This window comes from Edaphosphingomonas haloaromaticamans, from assembly GCF_001853345.1.
GTDB classification, from domain to species: Bacteria; Pseudomonadota; Alphaproteobacteria; order Sphingomonadales; family Sphingomonadaceae; genus Sphingomonas_E; species Sphingomonas_E fennica.
Genome location: NZ_MIPT01000001.1, coordinates 1363388 through 1383594, shown reverse-complemented (window position 1 = coordinate 1383594; position 20207 = coordinate 1363388). Strand labels below are relative to the sequence as shown.

Annotated in this window: 15 protein-coding genes; 6 read left to right on the top strand and 9 right to left on the bottom strand. The window is 67.3% G+C overall.

What is annotated here, in order from left to right; genetic code table 11:
• The first annotated feature begins 217 nt into the window (after window positions 1-217).
• From BHE75_RS06390 to BHE75_RS06370, 5 genes are read left to right on the top strand one after another with little or no spacing between them, the layout of a single operon-like run.
• The gene (locus tag BHE75_RS06390) at window positions 218-1018 is read left to right on the top strand and encodes a TetR/AcrR family transcriptional regulator (protein ID WP_070933186.1); all 801 of its coding nucleotides are present in this window, start codon (window positions 218-220) and stop codon (window positions 1016-1018) included.
• Window positions 1019-1900 carry an amidohydrolase family protein gene (locus BHE75_RS06385; protein ID WP_070933185.1) on the top strand — a complete coding sequence of 294 codons (882 nt, stop codon included), beginning with the start codon at window positions 1019-1021 and terminating at the stop codon, window positions 1898-1900.
• Window positions 1897-3024, top strand: a complete 1128-nt coding sequence (locus BHE75_RS06380) for an acyl-CoA dehydrogenase family protein (protein ID WP_070933183.1) — start codon at window positions 1897-1899, stop codon at window positions 3022-3024. Before BHE75_RS06385 ends, BHE75_RS06380 begins: the two co-directional genes overlap by 4 nt.
• On the top strand, window positions 3014-4249 hold the full coding sequence (locus BHE75_RS06375) for an acyl-CoA dehydrogenase family protein (RefSeq protein ID WP_015459853.1): 1236 nt from the start codon (window positions 3014-3016) through the stop codon (window positions 4247-4249). The genes BHE75_RS06380 and BHE75_RS06375 overlap by 11 nt, the downstream gene beginning before the upstream one ends.
• Complete coding sequence (locus BHE75_RS06370) at window positions 4246-5877, top strand: class I adenylate-forming enzyme family protein (protein ID WP_070933181.1); 1632 nt, start codon at window positions 4246-4248, stop codon at window positions 5875-5877. The genes BHE75_RS06375 and BHE75_RS06370 overlap by 4 nt, the downstream gene beginning before the upstream one ends.
• A 156-nt stretch (window positions 5878-6033) precedes the next feature.
• Here the strand turns inward: BHE75_RS06370 and BHE75_RS06365 are convergent, their stop codons facing one another.
• From BHE75_RS06365 to BHE75_RS06355, 3 genes are all read right to left on the bottom strand, one after another.
• Window positions 6034-6990, bottom strand: a complete 957-nt coding sequence (locus BHE75_RS06365) for a Rieske 2Fe-2S domain-containing protein (RefSeq protein WP_015459851.1) — start codon at window positions 6988-6990, stop codon at window positions 6034-6036.
• A 151-nt stretch (window positions 6991-7141) separates the two neighbouring features.
• Entirely contained in the window at window positions 7142-8599 is a 1458-nt protein-coding gene (locus tag BHE75_RS06360) for an amidohydrolase (RefSeq protein WP_070933179.1), read from the bottom strand.
• Entirely contained in the window at window positions 8599-10773 is a 2175-nt protein-coding gene (locus tag BHE75_RS06355) for a TonB-dependent receptor (protein ID WP_070933178.1), read from the bottom strand. The genes BHE75_RS06360 and BHE75_RS06355 overlap by 1 nt, the downstream gene beginning before the upstream one ends.
• A 433-nt stretch (window positions 10774-11206) precedes the next feature.
• Here BHE75_RS06355 and BHE75_RS06350 point away from each other — a divergent pair, with 433 nt between their 5' ends.
• The gene (locus BHE75_RS06350; RefSeq protein WP_084652970.1) at window positions 11207-13564 is read left to right on the top strand and encodes a TonB-dependent receptor; all 2358 of its coding nucleotides are present in this window, start codon (window positions 11207-11209) and stop codon (window positions 13562-13564) included.
• 288 nt (window positions 13565-13852) lie between these two features.
• Here the strand turns inward: BHE75_RS06350 and BHE75_RS06345 are convergent, their stop codons facing one another.
• The 6 genes from BHE75_RS06345 to BHE75_RS06315 all read right to left on the bottom strand — a co-directional run bounded on the left by BHE75_RS06345 (window position 13853) and on the right by BHE75_RS06315 (window position 20150).
• The gene (locus BHE75_RS06345) at window positions 13853-15010 is read right to left on the bottom strand and encodes an LLM class flavin-dependent oxidoreductase (RefSeq protein ID WP_070933176.1); all 1158 of its coding nucleotides are present in this window, start codon (window positions 15008-15010) and stop codon (window positions 13853-13855) included.
• A gap of 971 nt (window positions 15011-15981) precedes the next feature.
• Window positions 15982-16590, bottom strand: a complete 609-nt coding sequence (locus BHE75_RS06335; RefSeq protein WP_070933172.1) for a nitroreductase family protein — start codon at window positions 16588-16590, stop codon at window positions 15982-15984.
• Window positions 16590-17444 (bottom strand): ABC transporter ATP-binding protein, encoded by an 855-nt coding sequence (locus tag BHE75_RS06330; RefSeq protein ID WP_015459844.1) that lies wholly within the window; start codon window positions 17442-17444, stop codon window positions 16590-16592. Before BHE75_RS06330 ends, BHE75_RS06335 begins: the two co-directional genes overlap by 1 nt.
• 14 nt (window positions 17445-17458) lie before the next feature.
• On the bottom strand, window positions 17459-18229 hold the full coding sequence (locus BHE75_RS06325; RefSeq protein WP_041865484.1) for an ABC transporter permease: 771 nt from the start codon (window positions 18227-18229) through the stop codon (window positions 17459-17461).
• Window positions 18226-19032, bottom strand: a complete 807-nt coding sequence (locus BHE75_RS06320; protein WP_015459842.1) for an ABC transporter permease — start codon at window positions 19030-19032, stop codon at window positions 18226-18228. The genes BHE75_RS06325 and BHE75_RS06320 overlap by 4 nt, the downstream gene beginning before the upstream one ends.
• Window positions 19032-20150: an ABC transporter substrate-binding protein gene (locus BHE75_RS06315; protein ID WP_070933170.1), complete on the bottom strand. Its 1119-nt coding sequence runs from the start codon at window positions 20148-20150 to the stop codon at window positions 19032-19034. Before BHE75_RS06315 ends, BHE75_RS06320 begins: the two co-directional genes overlap by 1 nt.
• Window positions 20151-20207 lie beyond the last annotated feature (57 nt).

Sequence of the window (20207 nt, the reverse complement as noted above, 5' to 3'; positions counted from 1 at the left end):
TTGTGAACCTGGTGTCACTTTTATCATTCGGATGCCTGCCGGGGCAATCCGCACACCCCTCCTCGCACCGCTTTGCGTTATCGTCACGTCATTTCATGCCGCAAAATGGCAATGATGCGATTCTTTCATATCAAAGCGCCCCGGACCGGGGATTGAACCGCGAAACGCCACGGCTAACCTCGCCTTCCACCGCAGCGCGACGGACGNCCGCAGCCCCATGCCTTCCCCCTCCTTCCCTTCCGCCGCCATCGCTTCCGGCCGGGCGCGTCGCGCGCCGGGCGGCGGATATGCGGGCCGGCAGCCATTGCCGCGCGGGCCGCGCACGGCACGGGGCGAGGCGGCGCGCGAACGGATCAAGGAAGCGGCGCGCATCACCTTCAACCGCATGGGCTATCGCCGTGCCCGCGTTGTCGACATCACCACGGAGGCGCAGGTCGCATCCGGCCTTTTCTATCGCTATTTCCAGGATCTGCGCGAAATCGCGGCCGAGCTTTGCGGCGAGATGATCGCCCCCTTCCTGGCGATCGACGAGGCAATGGATGGCGATGCGGCCGATCGCCTGTTCGAAAAGCTGCGCATCCACCATGCCATCCAGACCGGCAATTATCTGCGCAATCCCGGCCTGATGCGCGCCTGGGTGCCCTTATCGGAAGACAGCCCCAAGAGCCTTGCCGCCGCGCACGCCGATTATCAGCGTTATCTGGAATATCTCGTCACCGATCGCTGGCCGGAGCCCGGCGCCCCGCCTTCCCCCGGCAGCGCCCGCGCGCTGATGCTGGGCTATGCCGCGCTGGGCGCGGGCGAGATGCCGATGGTCGCTTACGCCAATTGGCGCCTGCGATCGCTGCGGCCGCTGGAGCTTGCGGAGGATGCGCTGGCCGAATGGCTGGCGCTGATCGTCTACCGCATGTTCCGCGGCCGCGATCCCGCGCCGGGCAGCCTTCGCCATGCCGATGCGCTTGCCGCCCTTCCCTTTCTGTCCGGCCTTGCCGGGCATCCCAGCCCAGGAGTGAGATGAATGCCGTTTCCAACGGATGTCCGCGTTGTCGATCTGATGCTGAACGTGCCGGTCAGCGCCACGAACGAGGAATGGTACACCCAGTTCCTGCCGCTGCTGATGGACAAGGAAAGCCGGCAGGCCTTCAAGATGCCGGCCCAATATATGTTCAAGGGCATCCCCAATTTCGACGGCGTGGACGACCTGATCGGCCACACCTTCGCGGAGATGGACAAGCATAATATCGGCACCGCGATGATGGGCTTCTACGAAGGGTCCGATCATATCGCGGAGATCGGGCGCCGCTTCGGCGACCGGGTTCTGTGGGAACTGCCGGTCAATCCCAATGAGGGGATGGACGAGGTGCGCCGGATCAAGCGGCTGCACAAGGACCATGGCATCGCCGCCCTTTCCATCTTCCCCTGCGGCCTCAACCCGCAGGTGCCGATCAACGACAAGAAGATGTACCTGCTCTACGCCGCCGCCGTGGAGCTGGACATTCCGGTGATGGTGAATGTGGGCGTGCCCGGCCCGCGCGTGCCGATGGCGCCGCAGAAGGTGGAGCTGGTGGACGAGGTCTGCTGGTTCTTCCCGGAACTGAAATTCATCATGCGCCACGGCGCCGAGCCGTGGGACGAGCTGGCCGTCAAGCTGATGATAAAATATCCCAACCTCTATTATTCGACGAGCGCGTTCGCGCCGCGTTATTATCCGAAGTCGATCGTGGATTTCGCCAACACGCGCGGCGCCAACCAGGTCCTCTACGCCGGCTATTACCCGTCCGGCCTCAGCCTCGATCGCATCTTCGCGGAGCTGCCGGAGGTGCCCTTCAAGGACGAGGTGTGGCCCAAATTCCTGCGCGACAACGCCAAGCGGCTGTTCAAGATCAAGGACCCGGCATGAGCTTCGCCTTTACCGAGGAACAGGCGATGCTGCGGGAAATGGCGGCGCGCTTCGTGGAGGAGGTCGGCGGATCGCAGGCCGTGCGCGCGGCGGCCGCGAGCGAGCCCGGCCATGATCCGGCGGTGTGGCGGCAGATGGTGGAGCTGGGCTGGAGCGGGATCATCGTGCCGGAAAGCGCGGGCGGCCTTGGCCTGGGCCAGATCGAGCTTTCGATCCTGGCCGCCGCCTGCGGCCGCGCGCTGCTGCCTTCTCCCTTGATCGCGACCATGCTGGCCGCCCGCGCGCTATCGATCGCCGGCGACGAGGAACAATGCGCGCGCTGGCTGCCGCCGATCGCGCGCGGCGAGATCACCGCGACCGTCGCGCTCACCCATCCCGAAGGCCGCCACCTGCCGGGCGACGTGGGCGTGCGCCTGCGCCGCGAAGGGCAGGACTGCGTGCTGGACGGCGCGGCGGGCTTCGTGCTGGACGGCCATGTCGCCGATCTGCTGCTGGTCGCCGCCCGGGATGGCGAGGCCATCCGCTTCGTGGCGATCCCGGCCGCGACCGAAGGGCTTGCCGCCACGCGCCAGAATTCGATCGATATCGGCCGCGCCGTGGCGCGGATCGACCTGACCGCCGTTCGCGCAGGCCCGGAAGCGGTGCTGCCGGGCGATGCGTTCGAGGCGCTGCTGCTCCACGCCAACGCCACCCTTGCGGCCGAACAGATGGGGGCCGCCGCCGCCGCGCTCGACCGCACGGTCGATTATGCCAGGCAGCGCATCCAGTTCGGCCAGCCGATCGGCGCCTTCCAGGCGGTGAAGCATGCGCTGGCCGATCTTGCCCTGCTGGTCGAGGCGGCCGAATCCGCCGTCTGGTATGCGGCCGCCGTCGCCGATCAACGGCCGGAGGAACTGCCGATCGCCGCCGCCACCGCCAAGCTGATGGCCAGCGACGCCCTGTCGCGCTGCGCGGCGGACATGATCCATTATCATGGCGGCATCGGCTTCACCTGGGAGCATGACGCCCATCTTTACTTCCGCCGCGCCCGCGCCGCTGCCGGCCTGTTCGGCGACACGGATCGCCAGCTTGCGATCATCGAGGACGGGATGACCACCGATCGGGAGATGCTGCGTGCGGCTTGATTTCACCCCCGAGCAGGAAGCCTTCCGCAGCGAGGTGCGCGGCTGGCTGGACCGCGAGCTGGACGGCCCCTTCCGCCATGTGCGCGGCATGGAGGGGACGAGCGAGGGCATCGACAAGCGCTTCGCCTGGGAACGCCATCTCGGCCGGTCCGGCTGGAACCGGCTGGCCTGGCCGGAGGCCTTTGGCGGCCGCGCCGCCAGCCTGATGGAACAGGTGATCTTTCACGAGGAATACGCCCGCAGCGGCGCGCCCGGCCGGCTGAGCCATGTCGGGCTGGAACTGGTGGCGCCCACCATCATGGCCTTCGGCAGCGACGGGCAGCGCGCCCGCTTCCTGGAGCCGACCGCGATGGTGGACATCGTGTGGGCGCAGCTTTTCTCCGAACCCAATGCCGGGTCGGACCTCGCCAATGTCCAGACCCGCGCGCGGCTGGAGGATCGGCCGGGCGGCCCCGTCTGGGTGCTGGAAGGCCAGAAGATCTGGAGCTCCTTCGCCCAATATTCGCAATGGGGCATGGCGCTGGTGCGCACCGAGCCCGGCAGCAGCGGCGCCAAGGGGCTTTCCATGCTGCTGGTGCCGCTGGACGGCAAGGGCGTGGACATCCGCCCGATCCGCCAGATGACCGGCGGCAGCAGCTTCAACGAGGTGTTCCTGGACGGCGCCGAGACGGCGGCCGAAAACGTGCTGGGCACGCCCGGCGAAGGCTGGCGCGTGGCGATGGCGACGCTGACCTTCGAGCGCGGCGTCTCCACCCTAGGCCAGCAGATGAGCTTCCGCACAGAGCTGGACCGCGTGATCCGCGCGGCGCGGGGCAACGGGGCAATCGGCGATCCGGCCATCGCCAAGCGGCTGGCGCGGGCCGAGGCCGAATTGCGGGTGATGCGCTACACCGCGCTCCGCATGCTGGGCGATACCGGGCTCAGCCGGGCGGGGCTTACCTACAAGCTCTATTATACGAGCTGGCACCAGCGGCTGGGCGAATTGGCGATGGACGTGCTGGGGCCGGCGGGCGACATTGCCGAGCCGGGCGGCGATGCCTGGCGACTGCAGAAGATGTATCTGGAATCGCGATCGGACTCGATCTGGGCCGGCACCAGCCAGATCCAGCGCAACATCATCGCCGAACGCGGCCTGGGCCTGCCGCGCGAGGCCAGACCGCCCCGGCAGGAACCCGCCAGACAGGAACCGGCCAAACAAGAGCCGGCGAAACAGGAGAGAGCATGACCGATCCGCTGATCCTCGCCCTGACCGCGCCCGGCGCGCCGCACGAGCTTGAGGAGATCGACGTGGGCGGCGTGGCGATGCGCGCCTTCCGCAACGGCCCGCGCACCTTGGCCGCGCTCTATCGGGCGGCGGCCGCGTTCGGCGATCGGGACTGCATCGTCCATGAGGGTAGCCGGTTCAGCTACGACGCCTTCTTCGCCCATGCCGGTGCCTGGGCCGCGATGCTGGCCGACCGGCTGGGCGCGGTGCGCGGACGGCATATCGGCATCGCCATGGCCAACCGGCCGGAATGGATGGCCGCCTTCGCCGCGATCACCGCGCTGGGCGGGGTCGCCGTCCTCATCAACAGCCGGGGCACCGGACCGGACATGGCGGCGGCGGCGGCCGACGCCGATTGCACGCTGATCGTGGCGGATGGGCGGCGCGCGCAGGCCCTGATCGCGGGCGGCTGGCCCGCCGGCCGGCTGATCGATTGCGACGCGGATGCCCGGCCGGGGGAAGGCCACCGCCTCGATCCCGTCGCCGTCGATCCCGATGACGATGCCGTCATCATGTTCACCACCGGCACATCCGGCCTGCCCAAGGGCGCGCGGCTCAGCCACCGCGCGCTGACGCAGGGGATCGCCACCACCATGTTCTCCCGCGCCTTCGTCGGCGCCAAGGCGATGGCGGGGATGGACCCGGAAATCGTGAAGCTACTGGCCGCCCGCCAGCCGGCGGTGCTCAACGCCTTCCCGCTCTTCCACATTTCCGGCTGCGGTTCCGATTTCCTGAACACCTTGCTGTCCGGCGGCAAGATCGTGATCCTCGGCAAATGGAGCGCCGATGCCGCGCTCGACCTGATCGAGCGGGAAAAGGTGACGGCGCTGTCGGGATCTCCGGCCATGCTGTGGGATATGGTGCGCGCCCATAACGGACAGCGCGACCTGTCCTCGCTGATGGGGCTGGGCATTGGCGGGCAGGCGCTGCCGCCGATGCTGTTCGCCGATATCCGCGCGATGTTCCCTCATGCCGGCTTCGGCTGCGGCTTCGGCCAGACGGAAACGGCGGGCACGGTCTGCGCCGCCTCCACCGCCGATCTGGTCGAGCGGCCGGGCACGTCGGGCCGGGTCGTCCCCGTCGCGGACGTGCGCATCCTCGACGATGACGGCCGCGAGCTTCCCGCCGGCGAGGCTGGGGAGATCGCGATCCGCGGCCCCATGGTGGCGCGCGGCTACTGGAACCGGGAGGACGAAAGCGCCCGCGTCTTCCGCGACGGCTGGGTCGCCACCGGCGACGTCGGCTATCTCGACGCCGACAATTATCTCTATGTCGTCGATCGCAAGAAGGACATCATCATCTCGGGCGGCGAGAATATCGCCTGCTCGGAAGTGGAGTTCGCGGCGCTGGGTGAGGCCGGCGTCGGCGACGCTGCCGCCTTCGGCCTGCCCGACGAACGCATGGGCGAGCGCGTGGTGCTGGCGATATCGCCAATGCCGGGCGGGGAAGTGGACGCCGCCCGGCTGACGGAGGCGCTCGCTACGAAGCTCGCCCCGCATAAGCTGCCCACCGAAATCCGCATCCTGCCCCACCTGCCCCGCAACCATATGGGCAAGCTCGACCGCCGGGCGCTGCGCGAGGCGGGTTGAGGCCGATGGCGGGGGATCGAGTTGGGCGAACGTTCGGCGGCCCGGCCTTCCATCCACTCCATTGAGGGAAGGAAAAACCCGCAAGAAAACCAGTCCAAAAAAAGCCGGAGCAGGCCCCCTTCGCCTGCCCCGGCCCTGCCTCGCCTGGGCGAGCCCTTATTCCACGTAGAACTGGCTGTAGAACTGGCGCCAGCGCATGATCGGACCATCGCCGTCGCAGATGATCGGCTGGGGCATGAAGCGCTTGTGCTGCCAGATCGGATAATCCTCGTTGAACTGCTTCACGATATCCCGGATCACCGCCTGCCCGGCCGCCTTGTGGCCATGGCTGGGAAGCGTGAAGTTGAAGCGGGCGTGGACGAGATCCTTCTCCACGGGGGTGACGCCGGCGATCAGCAGCGTTTCGGCGATGCCTTCGAAGCGCACCCAGCTCTGCCCCGGCCCCATCACGGTGGAGGTGATCGATCCGTCGATCGGCCCGCGCGGCGTATCCATCTTGGCTTCCACCCGGCCGCGCATCATCGGCCCGTCGAACACGGTATCCATGTCGGGATAGCTGGCGGTGCCGTGGATATAGCGGAAATGGGCGGCATCCGCGCCGTTTTCGGCCATGTCCTGGATGTGGACGGGCACCGTCCATTCATAACGCTCGAACTCGCCCCATTCGGGGTTCGTGGCCTCGGGCACCTCCACCACATCCCATAGCGGATCGACATTTTCGGGGTGATACCAGGCCCAGATCAGCCGGTTACGCTCCACCACATGCCATGCCTTGACACAGGGACGCTTCACCTGCGGCGGGATGACCTTGGCATAGGGGATTTCCACCACCGCGCCCGTTTCGTCATATTGCCAGGCGTGGAAGGGGCATTCCAGCCGGCTGCCCCGCACCTTGCCGCCATGGCCCATATGCGCGCCGAGGTGGCGGCAATAAGGGTGGAGCGCGCGCGCCACGCCGTCCTCGCCCCGGAACAGCACGATCTCCTCACCGAAATAGCGCAGCGGCTTCACCTGGCCGGGCGCGAGATCGGCCGAATAATCGAGCATATACCAGCCGAAGGGGATCGGCAGCGTGATGCCGCGCTCTTCCGCGGTCAACGGGCGGGTCGTCATCAAAAGTCTCCTTCACACGGCCGCGAGCATATCTGCCGGGCATGGCGGCGAAAGAGCTTTCACTTTTCAAAATGGCGCATTTGATGTCGCATTGGCGGCTCGGGCCCGGCCGGCCGCCGACCGGCCGGGCCCTCCGCCGCACGCCGACGGCCTATTTATGGTCGGTATAGTCCAGAGCCGGCGGCTGATCCCCGATCAGGGCCGTGTAGTGGAAATCCTTCCCCCGGCCCGCCTCGAACTCCGCCCTGGCGGCCGCGATCTCGTCCGGGCTGCGGAACAGCTCCGCGCCGGTTAGCGCCAGCGTCTTGGCGGCCAGCACCAGGCCCTTGTTGCCGATGCTGGTGCCGCTGGCCGAAACCGCCTGCCAGCTATGGGGCGAGGTTCCCTCCACCCAGGTGGCGGTGCTGATCTGCAGGGTCGGCGTCGCCCAGCTGACATCGCCGACATCGGTGGAGGCAGGCCCCTTCCGGCCTTCGACGAAGGGCTCCACGCTGTCCGGCCCGCCGCCGGCCCGGCCGCCCGGCGGCAGATTGGCCTTCAGCCGGGCGGCATAGGCCTGCTCCTCTGGCGAATAGGTGAAGCCGCCGAGATCGCGCAGATGGCGGTCGGCGATCCGGCCGAGCGTGTAGTTGGGCAAGGTGCTGTAGGTGCCGCCGATCAGCCGCACCGAAACCTTTGTGCCCGTGGCCAGCGCCGCCCCTTCGGCCGCCTTGGTCACGCGGCCCCAGATGTCCTTCACCACCTCCGGATCATAATGCCGGACATAATAGAAGCTCTCCGCCGATGCGGGCACGATATTGGGCTGATCGCCGCCATTGGTGATGGTGTAGTGGATCCGCGTTTCCTGCGGCACATGCTCCCGCAGATAATTGACCGCGACGTTCATGATTTCCACGCCGTCGAGCGCGGAGCGGCCCCGCTCGGGCGCGGCGGCGGCGTGGGACGGCAGCCCCTCGAAAAGGAACTTGCCGGAGATGACGGACAGCATCTGCGACTGCGATGCGCTGTTGCGATCGCCGGGATGCCAGGCCAGCGTCACGTCCACATCCTTGAAATAGCCATCCCGCACCAGGAACACCTTGGCGAAGCCGCCTTCCTCGGCCGGCGTTCCATAGAGCCGCACGGTGCCGGGCGTGCCCGTCCTTTCCAGCCATTTCTTGAGCGCGATCGCCGCGCCCACCGAGGCGGAACCCAGAAGATTATGGCCGCAGGCATGGCCCGCCCTTTGCCCTTCTATGGGATGGCGATCGGCGTCGGCGGCCTGCGCGAGCCCCGGCAGCGCATCATATTCGGCCAGGAGCGCGATCACCGGCCCGCCCTTCCCCGCCGAGGCGATGAAGGCCGTAGGCATGCCGTCCACGCCGGTTTCCACCTGGAATCCCGCCTGCTTCAGCTCCTTCTGCAAGCGGGCCGCGCTTTTCTGCTCGTGAAAGCCGACCTCGGCATAATTCCAGATATCGGTCGCCAGCGCCGACAAGGCCGGGCTCAGCCTGTCGATATCGCCGGTGATCTGCGCGCTTTCCGCCTTTGCCAGCGGCGCGGCCACGGCCGGCGAGGCCGCCAGGGTTGCGATCAGCAGGCCGGCTGCCCCGCGAAGATGCCTGTTCATCAGAAATTCCCCGTCAGATTGATGCCGATCGTGCGCGGCGGCACGGTGGAGATGACCTCGACGCTGCCGCCCAGCACATTGCCCGCAGACGTCCGCGCCACCTTGTTCAGCAGGTTGTTGACGAACAGATAAGCGCCCCATTCCTGCGTCCTGACGCCGATGCGCCCGTTGACGAGCTGATAGTCGCCGCCCTCGCGATAGTTGAACGGCCGGGCCGGATTGGGCCGGAAATCCGAATAGAATTTGCCGACATGGTTGAAGTCCGCCCGCACCAGGCCGGTCAGCGCGTTCGAAAGATCCCACTCATATTGGCCGGCGAGAGTGAAGCTGCCCTCCGGGATATTGGGAATGCGGTCCCCCGCCCGGCCCGTCGTGGCGCTCGGCACCGTGCCGGGAGCGATCAGATCCTTGGTGAGCTTGGCGGACAGGAGGTTGGCATTGGCCGAGAAGCTGAGCCCCGGAATGGGGTTCAGCACCAGTTCCGCCTCCACGCCCTTGGCCCGCGCCGCGCCGGCATTGCCCAGATAGGCGAAGCTGCCGCTATCCAGCGTGACCTGCAGATTATCCCAATCGGTGCGATAGGCCGTGAGGTTGATGAGCAGCCTGCGATCGACCAGCGAAAGCTTGATGCCGCCTTCATAGGTCCAGAGCTTGTCCGGCAGATAGGGAAGCGCGGCGGCCAGCCCGAGCACCTGGTTCACGCCGCCGGGGCGATAGCCGGATGCCGCCTGGCCGTAGATCAGCACATTGTCGTTCAGCTTGTAGGCAACATTGATCTTGTAGAGCCAGCCATTGTTGTCGCTGGCGAATTCCGCATAGGGCGCGGCCGGCGTTCCCAGCAGCGGGAAGCCGATCGTCGTATCGCCGGAAACCAGCTTGTCATACTGGTAGTAACGCAGGCCGCCGGTCAGCGTCAGCCGATCGAACAGCGTATAGGCCAGCTCGCCGAACAGCGCCTTCTGCTTCAGCTTGTCGCCCACATGGCGCTGCAGCAGGACGGTGGGCGGATCCTTGTCCTCCCCGGTCGCGGGATCGACCTGATGGGCCTCGGAAAGCACCTTGGCCTTCCGGTCTTCGTAGAAGCCGCCGACCGTCCACTGGAAGGGGCCGCTGCCCGCCGACTGGAGCCGGATCTCGCTCGTCCAGTCCGTCACGTTCTGGGGCTGGTAATAGAGGCCGGCCGGATAGGACTGGCCGCCCAGCAGCTTCCACAGATAGCTGGGATCGCGCGTCATCAGCAGATCGCGATCCTGATAGGATGTCGTGGCGACGAGGGTCGCGAAACCCAGTTCCCCCCTGGCGGTGAGGCTGTAGAGCCGGTTCTGGTCGCGGAAAGGCAGCACCGCCAGATTGGGCGATTGCCATTTGCCGACCGAAGGCGACCATAGGCTCGGGCTGCCCTTGCTATCCTGATAGAAAGCGGATGCGTCGATCGTCAGATCGTCGATCGGCTTGATCCTGAGCAGGATGCGCCCGCCGTCGCTATCCTCCTTGTTGACGCCCTTCAGGCCCAGCTTCGGATTGTCGATCCAGCCCGGATCGAACCGCCTGTATCCCACCACGCGCAGGCCGATGCGATCGGTGACGATCGGCACGTTGATCGCGGCGTTGAGCTGATAGCCCTCCCCGCCGTGCGACGTGGTGGTGCCGCTGACGTCGAAGGAGGCGCCGAAGCTGTCGAGATCGGGCTTGTTGAAGATGACGCGCAACGCGCCGCCCATCGCGCCTGCGCCATAAAGCGTGCCCTGCGGCCCGCGCAGCACCTCCACCCGTTCGACATCGAACAGCTTGATGTCGCTGGCGGCGCCACCGGCGTCGGTGGTCGTGCCCGGCGGGCCGGCGAGCGGCGCCTCGTCATAATAGATGCCGACCTGCGCGTCGCCCGCGCTGCGGATGCCGCGCAGCGCGACGCGCCGCTGGCCCGGCCCCGCATCGGTGATCACCAGCCCCGGCGTGGTGCGCTGGAGATCGTTGATATTGTCGATGTTCGCGGCACGCAGCGTCGCCCCGCCCAGCGCGGTGATGGCGGCGGGCGTTTCCTGCAGCGATGTTTCGCGCTTCAGCGCCGTCACGACGATCTCGTCGCCGGGCTCGATGGCCTCGGCGTGAAGCGCCGCTATCGGCACGAAGGCAGTCGTCAGGAACAGGCATGACGTAATCGGCTTGAATCGCATGGAATGATTGCTCCCCCGGGACCCGGCAATTTGTGAGAATCTGATCACGGGAATGCCCCCCGCGACGCACCGGCCCACGCATGTCGCGTGCCAAGCGGCCCGGAACCCCCGGAAACCCAAGCGGAAAGCGGATTCCCGATCCGCCGGAGCCGGGCGATCGAACCCGGCCTGGCGGTTTATGCGCAGCAACCGATGGGATTTGTGTGGATTTTTGCGCGCGGCATCGCGCCGGCGGCCGGCAGCGCCGCGCGACCCGCTGTTGCTGGAAAACCAGCGCCGGCGGCCGGGCTGCGCAATTCCAGCCACCGGCGGGCAGCGGCCGTCCGCCGCAATCCCATGGAAATCATGGTCTTAGATGAATGGCACAGCGCTTGCTCAGCCATCCCCGGCAAAGCCGCGCGAAGCGGGCAACATCAACGCATGGGGAACATCATTGTCGAACATATGGAATTCGCCGCGATCGCTCCGCACCATCGGCGCGAGCGCGTTCGCCCTGATCGCGGCCGGCCAGATATCCGCCGCCCACGCCGATGAGGTGCCGGCCGCCCCCGAAGCGGCGCCCGCCGCCGAGGCGGTGGATGCCGAAGCGGCGGGGACCATCCTGGTGACGGCGCAGCGGCGCGAGGAACGGCTGCAGGACGTGCCGGTCGCCGTCACCGCGCTGGACAAGGAATTGTTCGCGGTCGGCGGGCTCGGCCGTTCGGCCAACGAGGTGCTGAACCTCGTCCCCAACGCATCCGCCGGCACGCAGCAGCATGGCCGGCCGCGCTGGTGGATACGCGGCGTCGGCGCCGGTCAGCAGCAGCTCGACCTCGCCAATCCGGTCGGCTTCTATCTGGACGATGTCTATATCAGCAATTCCAGCGCCACCGGCCTGCCGCTGTTCGATCTGGAGCGCGTGGAGGTGCTGCGCGGGCCGCAGGGCACGCTGTGGGGCAAGAACACCACTGGCGGCGCGATCAACGTCATCTCCAAGCGCCCGTCCCTCAACGGACAGGACGATAATTATGTGAAGCTGGAATATGGCAGCTTCGACGACAAGATCGCCGAAGCCGGCGTGGGCACGACGATCATCGACGACAAGCTGGCCGCGCGCGCATCCTTCCGCTTCGACGATCGCGACGGGCGTTTCGACAACCTCTTTACCGGCGAAAAATCCAGCTCGGTGAAGGATGTCGTGTTCCGGGGCCAGTTGCTGGCCAAGCCGACCGACACGCTCGAGGCGCTGCTCAGCGTGCATTATCGCGATTATGATACCGACGGCACCTATTGGACCACGGCGAGCTATGCCGCCAACGGCGTCGTCCGCAACGGCTATGCGCCGTCGACCGACATCAACGATGTCAGCGCCAACGCCCCCGAATGGAGCCGCAACAAGCAGATCGGCGGATCGCTGCACCTCGACTGGGAGATCGGCGACTTCGCCACGTTGACGTCGATCACCGGCTATGAACGGTTCAAGACGCGGAGCGCCGGCGACAGCGATTACACCCCGCTCGAAATCTCACGCGGCTATTCGGATGCGCTGTCGAAGCAGTGGACGCAGGAATTGCGGCTGACATCGGCGCAGGACAGCCGCCTGACCTGGATCGTCGGCCTCTTCTATTTCAACGAGCATATCCGCTCGAACAGCTATTCCGCCACCCTGCCGCAGGGCGTCGTCCCCGCGCTGCCCGGCGCCACCGCTGCGGCCGCGTTCAGCGACACGGATTACCGCCACAAGGCGGAAAGCGGCGCGGTGTTCGGCAGCACAACCTATGAATTCACCGACAGCCTGAAGCTGACGCTGGGCGGGCGCTGGACGCGCGAGACCAAGACGCTCGATTTCGACCGCCTGTCCTCGCCCACCCCGCCGCCGGGGCAGCCCAGCACCGCATCGTGGAGCAATTATGCCCAATGGTGGAACAGCTATACCGGCACCTATGGCGGGCCGGGCACCTTCAGCGACAATCTGAAGCGGACCTGGGATGCCTTCACCTATGACATCACGCCGTCGTGGAACATCGACCGCAACAATCTGGTCTATGCGAAATTCTCGCACGGCGTGAAATCGGGCGGCTTCAACACCGCCGCGACCCTGCCGATCGCGCTGACGGACGTGGCCCCGGAAAAGCTCAACGCCTTCGAGATCGGCTACAAATCGAGCTGGTTCGACAATCTGCTGACCTTCAACGCCACCGCCTTCCATTATGATTACAAGGATGTGCAGGTGAACGTGGTCGGGCCGAACCCCGGCGCGGTCGGCGGCGCGACCGTCTCCTACCTCCAGAATGCGGAGAAGGCGAAGGTCAACGGCGCCGAGTTCGAGCTGACGGTGAACCCGATCGACGGGCTGAAGCTCAACGCCGCGCTCGGCCTGCTCGATACCGAATATAAGAAGTTCCAGGTGCTGAACGGCGGCGCCAACCTGGCCGGCGCGCGTTTCGTCCGATCGCCCAAGGTGACGCTGAACGCGGGCGCATCCTACAGCTTCGCGCTGGCCGATCTCGGCCGGATCGAGCTGGCGGCGGACGCGCGCTACCAGTCGCGCCAATTCTATTATGTGACGCCGCAGGACACGGTGAACCGCTATTATCTGACGCAGAAGCCCTACACGCTCACCAATCTGCGCATCACCTATACGACGAACGACGAAGCGGTGAGCATATCGGGCTTCATCAACAACCTGTTCGACGTGCGCTACCTGAACCACTCGCTGCCGGGCGCCAATCCGGCGCTGGGCGTGACCGGCGACACGGTGGCCTGGGCCGATCCGCTGACGGCGGGCGGTTCGGTGATCTTCCGCTTCTGACGATCGGGGGCCGGGGCGAATGCGTCCCGGCTACCCGCAAAAAGGGGGGGCGAGATATTTTCCGCCCCCTTTTTGCTGCCTTTTACCAGGGTGCTGATATGCTGACGCATCACGCCCTGGAAATTCCCAGGTGTGGCACGAGCTTAAACCGCGTGGACAAATTCCGATGATGAACGGCCATCGGGTTCCGGGAGACACCGGCGATCTCCGCAAGGCGGTTATTGTCGGGGGATCGGACGTCAGCGCTTTTTCCTCCCCTCCCTTTCAGGGAGGGGAGGAAGGCTGGCATTATTCGGCAGCAGCCTGCAGGGCCGAAACCTGGCGGCCGAGCAGCGGCAGCACCTCCTCGCCCACCCGATAGGCTTCCTCCAGATGCGGCGTGCCCGCGAGGATGAAGGCATCGGCGCCGCGCGCGATCAGATCGTCCAGCCGGGCGGCGCACTGTTCGTAGCTGCCGACGATGCCGAGCGCCGGGCCGCCGCGCAGCAGGTTGAAACCGCCCCACAGGTTGGGCGCGACGATCAGCTCGTCATAACGGCGCGCATCGCTGGGCCGGAGCGCCGCCTGCCGCGCCGCGCCCACCGAATCCGTCGCCTGCCCGCGCCAGCGCTGGCGGGTCTCCTCGCTCACATTCTCGAAGCCGGCGCGGATGTCGGCCCATGCCTCCTCCTCGGTCGGCCGGGCGACCAGATCGACGCGCACCGCGCATTTCTGCTCGCCCCCCAGCGCGGCCGTCCGCTCCTTCACCCGCGCGAACTTGTCGCCGAGCTGGTCGAACGGCTCCAGCCACGAAAGATAATAGTCCGCATGGCGCGCGGCCGTCTGGAGCGCCGCGTCGGATGAGCCGGAGAACCAGATCTCGGGAAATTCCTCGCGCCGGAACAGGGCCGGCAGGCCCCCCTTGCGGAGCTGGTAGAAGCGGCCGTCATAAGAAAAGTCCGACGACTCCCACACGCCCCGGAAGATATCGAGGAACTCGCTGGTGCGGCCGTAGCGGTCGTCATGCGCGAAGCTGTCGCCCCACCAGAGCTGGGCGGGGCCGCCGCCGCCGGTGATGATGTTGAACAGCAGCCGCCCGCCGGTCGCGCGCTGCAGGCTGGCGGCCATGCGCGCGGTGTGGACCGGATTGCCGAAGCCGGGCTGGAAGGCGATCATGAAGCGGAAGCTGCTCGTCTCCCGCGCCAGCAGGGAGGAGATCACCCACGGATCGTCCGTGTTCGGGAAGGACGGGATCAGCCCGCCCTGAAAGCCCACGCTTTCCGCCGCCCGCGCGATCGCGCCAAGATGGTCGATATAGGTGAAGCCGTCCGCTCCACCGTCGCGATCGAGCCCCGGCGCGATATTGCCGGGCTGCAACGGGGACCAGTCACCCCGTTCATAGCCGCTGGTGCGCAGGCTGTTGTGGCAGCCATGGGTGGGAAGCCGCCAGTAGAAGTCGATGGACATGGATGTCTCCCCTCAAGCCGCCTGGCGCGCGGAGCCGGCGCGGGCGCGCAGGCGCGGCAGGACGTGCTGGCCGATGCGATAGGCTTCCTCGAGCGTGGGCGCGGCCTCCAGCACCAATTCGCTCACACCCGCAGCGACGGCGTTGGCGAGCAGCTCCGCCGCCCCGTCATAGCTGGCGACCAGCGTGCCGGCGGCGAGCGGGACCGNCCGCGCGGCCCGCTCGGCGCTCTCCCGATCCTCGCGCGCGACGAGCGGCTGGATGAGGCCGGCGGCCACGCGCCGTCCCTCCGCCTCCGCAAGCCCGTTCAGCCGGGCGATGCGTTCGGCCAGCACATCCGCCGGCGCCGGCCGGAACAGATGGACATCGGCATGGCGGGCCGACTGGGCCAGCGCCTCATCCTCCTCGCCCTGCAGGAAGATGCGCGGGAAGGGATGCTGGTTGAGCGGCGCTTCGAACCCGCCGTTCAGCACCTCGAAATGGCGGCCCTGGAAGGTGAAGGGCCGTTCCCCATGAACACCGCGCGCGACGGTGAGGAACTCGTCGGCCCGCAGCCCCAGATCCTCCTCGTCGATGAAATCGGCGGCCGCCTCCCGCTCGTCGCGATCGGCATCCGGCGCCAGCGCCCAGCCCAGCCGGCCATGGGTGCCGCGCTGGAAGGTCGCGGCCTGCTTGGCGGCATAGACGGCCGATCCCACCGAGGCGGGAAATTCGGGCACGACAACAAGGCGCGGCACGGCGCGGGCGACGACCGCGGCGATGATGCGGCTTTCGTCCGCCTCGATGCGGTGGCGGATGAACAGGCCGTCAAAGGCCGTCTGCGCCACGGCGTCCGCCACCTGCAGATAATAATCGAAGCGGTTCTGGCTGGGCGGCCGGCGATCGCGGACCAGCGCCGGCAAGGGCGGCCGGGCGGCCGGCTCCAGCCGCTGCGGCTCGGCGGCGGGATCGAGCCGCCAGTGGATGTTCAGGGTCATGCGGCGTCCTTTTCCTGTGCGAAGGCCGGCGTTTCGAGCGAGCCTGCGAAAACCGTATCGATCAGCGGGCGACGGCCATTGGGGGCTTCGGCGGCGTGGAATTCGGGGTCCAGCCCGTCGAGATCGCCCCGGCGGCCGAGCGCCACCATCGCCTCGATCGCGAAGTCCTCCGGCACGTGGAGCCGTTCGCGCGCCGCTTCCCGATCGAACCCGCCGATGCCGTGCGTATGCCAGCCCAGCAGCAGCGCCTGATGGGCGAAATTGGCCCAGGCCGCGCCGGCATCGAAGCTGTGGGAAACATTCTCCACCGTCTCGCCCCGGCGATCGAGCCGGCGGGCCGAGAGGATCAGGATCAAGGCGGAAGCGCGCCCCGCCCACAGGCGATTGCGCGGCATCAGCAGATCCAGATAGCTTTCCCACCAGCCATCGCCCGGCCGCGCCACCAGGAAGCGCCAGGGCTGGGCGTTCATCGCCGAAGGCGCCCAGCGGGCGGCCTCGAACGCGCTCTTCAGGACGGCATCGGGCACCGGCTCGCCCGTGAAGCTGCGGGGCGACCAGCGATCCACGAACAGGGGATGGATCGGATGATCGGCGGCCCGGCCCATCAGCGCGCCTCCCGGCTGGGCAGGTGGACCAGATTGCCGGCATCCCCATCCGCATCGGCGCCGGAGGTCAGCTCGGCAAGGATCTCGTCCTTGAGGCGATGGAGCAGGGGCGATCGGCGATCGCGCGGGTGCGGCAGGTCCACCTCGACGATGCGGCGGATGCGGCCGGGATTGGGCGACATCACGATCACCCGGTCGCCCAGATAGAGCGCCTCCTCGACATCGTGCGTCACCATCACCATCGTCGAACGCTGCGCCATCCAGATGCGCTGAAGCTCGCTTTGCACATGCACGCGGGTCAGCGCGTCGAGAGCGCCCAGCGGCTCGTCCAGCAGCAGCAGGCGCGGCTCCGTCACCAGCGCGCGGGCGATCGCGGCGCGCTGCGCCATACCGCCCGATAGCTGGTGGGGATAGGCCTTCTCGAAACCCTTGAGGTTCACCAACGCGATATGATCGGCCACGATCTGAGCGCGCCGCGCCCTGGGCGTATCGGTGTTCAGCAGCGCCAGCTCGATATTCTGTTCCAGCGTCATCCACGGGAACAGGCGATGATCCTGGAACACGATGCCGCGATCCAGGCTGGTGGTGGCGATGCGCTCGCCATCCAGCCGCAGCTCGCCGCTATATTCGGTGTCGAGCCCGACGATCAGGCGCAGCAGGGTCGATTTGCCGCAACCCGACGCGCCGACGATGCTGACGAACTCGCCCGGACGGACGGTGAGGTTGATATTGTCTAGGATCCTGCGCGGCTGGCCGTTGATCGTGAAGCTCTTGTTGAGATCGCTGACGATCAGCTCACCCCGGCCTGTCTTGGCGGACAGCCGGTCTTCACGGGCGTGGGGATAGGGGGTCATGCCGGATTTTCCCATCATGGAAGCGAAGGTTGCCAGCGCAGCGCGGAACGGCGCAGGCGACGGAACAGATGGTTGATGACGAAGCCGAGGGCCGCGGTGGCGCCGATCACCACCAGCATCACGTCCAGCCGCTGCTGCATCTGCGCCTGGCCCATGGCGACGCCGAGGCCGGAGCCGGCGCCGGTCAGCAGCTCGGTGCCGATCGTCGCGATCCAGGCGAAGGCCAGCGCCTGGGTGATGCCGGTCAGCACCAGCGGCATGGCGGCGGGCAGCAGGATGAAGCGGATGCGCTGGACCGTGCCGAAGCGCAGGATGCTGCCCACCTCCAGATAGCGGCGTTCGACCTCGGCCACGCCGGCATGGCTGTTCAGCATGGACGGGAAGAAGGCGGACATGCTGACGACGATCAGCTCCGTGCCCTCGCCCACGCCGAACCACAGGCCCATCAGCGGCAGCCAGCCGATCATCGGCACCTGCCGCAGCGCATGGAGCAACGGGCCGAGCACGCGATCGACAGGTTTCCAGATGCCCATGGCGATGCCCAGCGCCACGCCCAGCGGCGCGCCGATGGCGAGGCCGGTGAAGGCGCGGGCCAGGGTGGACAGCGTATCGCGCAGCAGATCGCCGCTGCGCAGCATCTCGACCAGCGCGCTGCCGACCGCGGCGGGCGGCGCGAAGGAGACGATATGCGCGCTCGCCTGCCACTGCCACCAGCCGATCAGCAGGGCGGGCGCGGCGAGGCCGATCAGCAGCCGGACGGGAAAACGGGCCAGCAGGCTGTTCATGCCGCCCTCCACCGGGTCGCGCGGCTTTCCACCCAGCGCGCGCCGCGATCGAGCAGGAAGCCGATCAGCCCGCTCACCATCACGCCCGCCAGCACGACATCGATCTGGAACAATTGCCGCCCCATCTCCATCATCTGGCCGATGCCGCTGTCGGCCGCGAGCAGCTCGGCCGCCACCAGCACCACCCAGGCGCGCGTCAGCGACACGCGCAGGCCGGTCAGCACCGCCGGCACCGTCGCGGGCAGCAGGATGCGCCGGATGAGCTGGGGCAGGCGCAGGCGATAGACCTTCGCTACCTCGAACCAGTTACGCGGCACGCCGCGAATGCCGTCGAAGGTCGCCAGCGCCATCGGGAAGAAGGCGGCGATCGCCACCACCGCCAGCTTGAACGGTTCGTCTATGCCGAGGAACATCACCATCATCGGCACGAAGGCGATGACGGGCACCTGCCACAGCGTCATGAACAGGGGCGACAGCGCCGCCTCCGCCAGCCGCGACAGCGCGATCACGGCGCCGAAAGCCATGCCGGCCACCGCCCCGATGGCGAAGCCGACGGTCAGGCGGAACAGGCTGTCGCCCACATGGCGCTGCAACTCTCCGGATTGCGTCATGTCGACCAGCGCGCGCGCCACGCCGCTGGGCGGCACCAGCACCTGCGGCGGGAACAGGCCGGTCAGGCAGGCGATCTGCCATGCCATAAGCAACGCAACCAGCGGAACGACCGCGCCGACCGGCGGCAGGCGGAAGCGGAAGCCCGCCCCCGCCCCGCCGGCCACGGGGAAATCGGCGGCCCGGCTCGCCATCAGCGCTGCCCCGGCGCGGGCTGTGCCCAGAAGCCTTCCAGCTTCAGATCCTTCAGCGCCTGAGTGACGAAGCGTTCGTCCAGCAGCGCATCGGCATCCACCTTGTTGCGGATCAGCCCGCGCTGCAGCGCATAATCGGCGACCGAGTGGTAATGGGTGCGCAGCGCGGGCGAGAAGATGGGCGAGAAACGTTCACGCCAGGCAATGTCGGAATTGGCATAATCGCGCTCGACCACCGCTTCCGGCATCGCGCCGCGCGCGGCCTTGCGGATCACCTCCGCCTTGTTGGCCTCGTCCGATGACCAGGTGGCGGCGCGAACATAGGCATTGACGACAAGCTGAGTCAGATCGGGATGGGCATCCACGAAATCCTGCCGCCCGAAAAGCTCGGCCCGCATCCGCCAGTCGGCTGGCGCATCGCGCGTGGACCAGATGACGCGGGCGATGCCCTTCTGATCCAGCAGCAGGCCATCCGAAAGCAGCACGGCGGCATCGACGCTGCCCGATTCCAGCGCCGCCGGGGTCGCGCCGGGATTGATGTTGACGATCTTGAAATCGTCGAGCTTCAGGCCGCTTCGATCGACCAGCTTGGAAAAGGGCAGTTCCCACGGCCGGCCGCGATGGAGCGCGATCCGCTTGCCCTTGAGGTCAGCCAGGCTGTTGGCCGCCAGCCCCTTGCGCACGACCAGATAGACGTCCTGCCCCTGCCCCACCGGCGCCACGATCTTCAAAGGCACGCCGCCCGCCACCGCGATGGCGGCGGGAAAATCACCATAAGCCGCGAAATCGATGCGCTTGCCGGAAAAGCCTTCGTTGATCAGCGGCCCGCCGACGGCCGTGGAAACCGGCTGGAACACCAGCTCCACGCCCTTTTTCGCGAGCTGTTCCTTCAACCAGCCCTGCTCGAGAACGACGCTGGTCAGCCCACTGAACACCTGCTGGCCCTGATAGGGATAGGCGATCGAGGCGATCGTCACCGTCTTCACATCCGGCGCGCCGCCCTTCCCGCCGCCCGATCCGCCGCAGCCGGCCAGCACCGCGCCCGCGAGGGCGAGGAGGATCGCGGTCAGACATCTGGTGGCACGGTCGAAGGGGAGGAACGAGGTCTGATTTGCCACCACGCAAAGGCTCCGTACTGCCCGAACCGATTTCGGGGCTCGCCCGGAGACGATGCA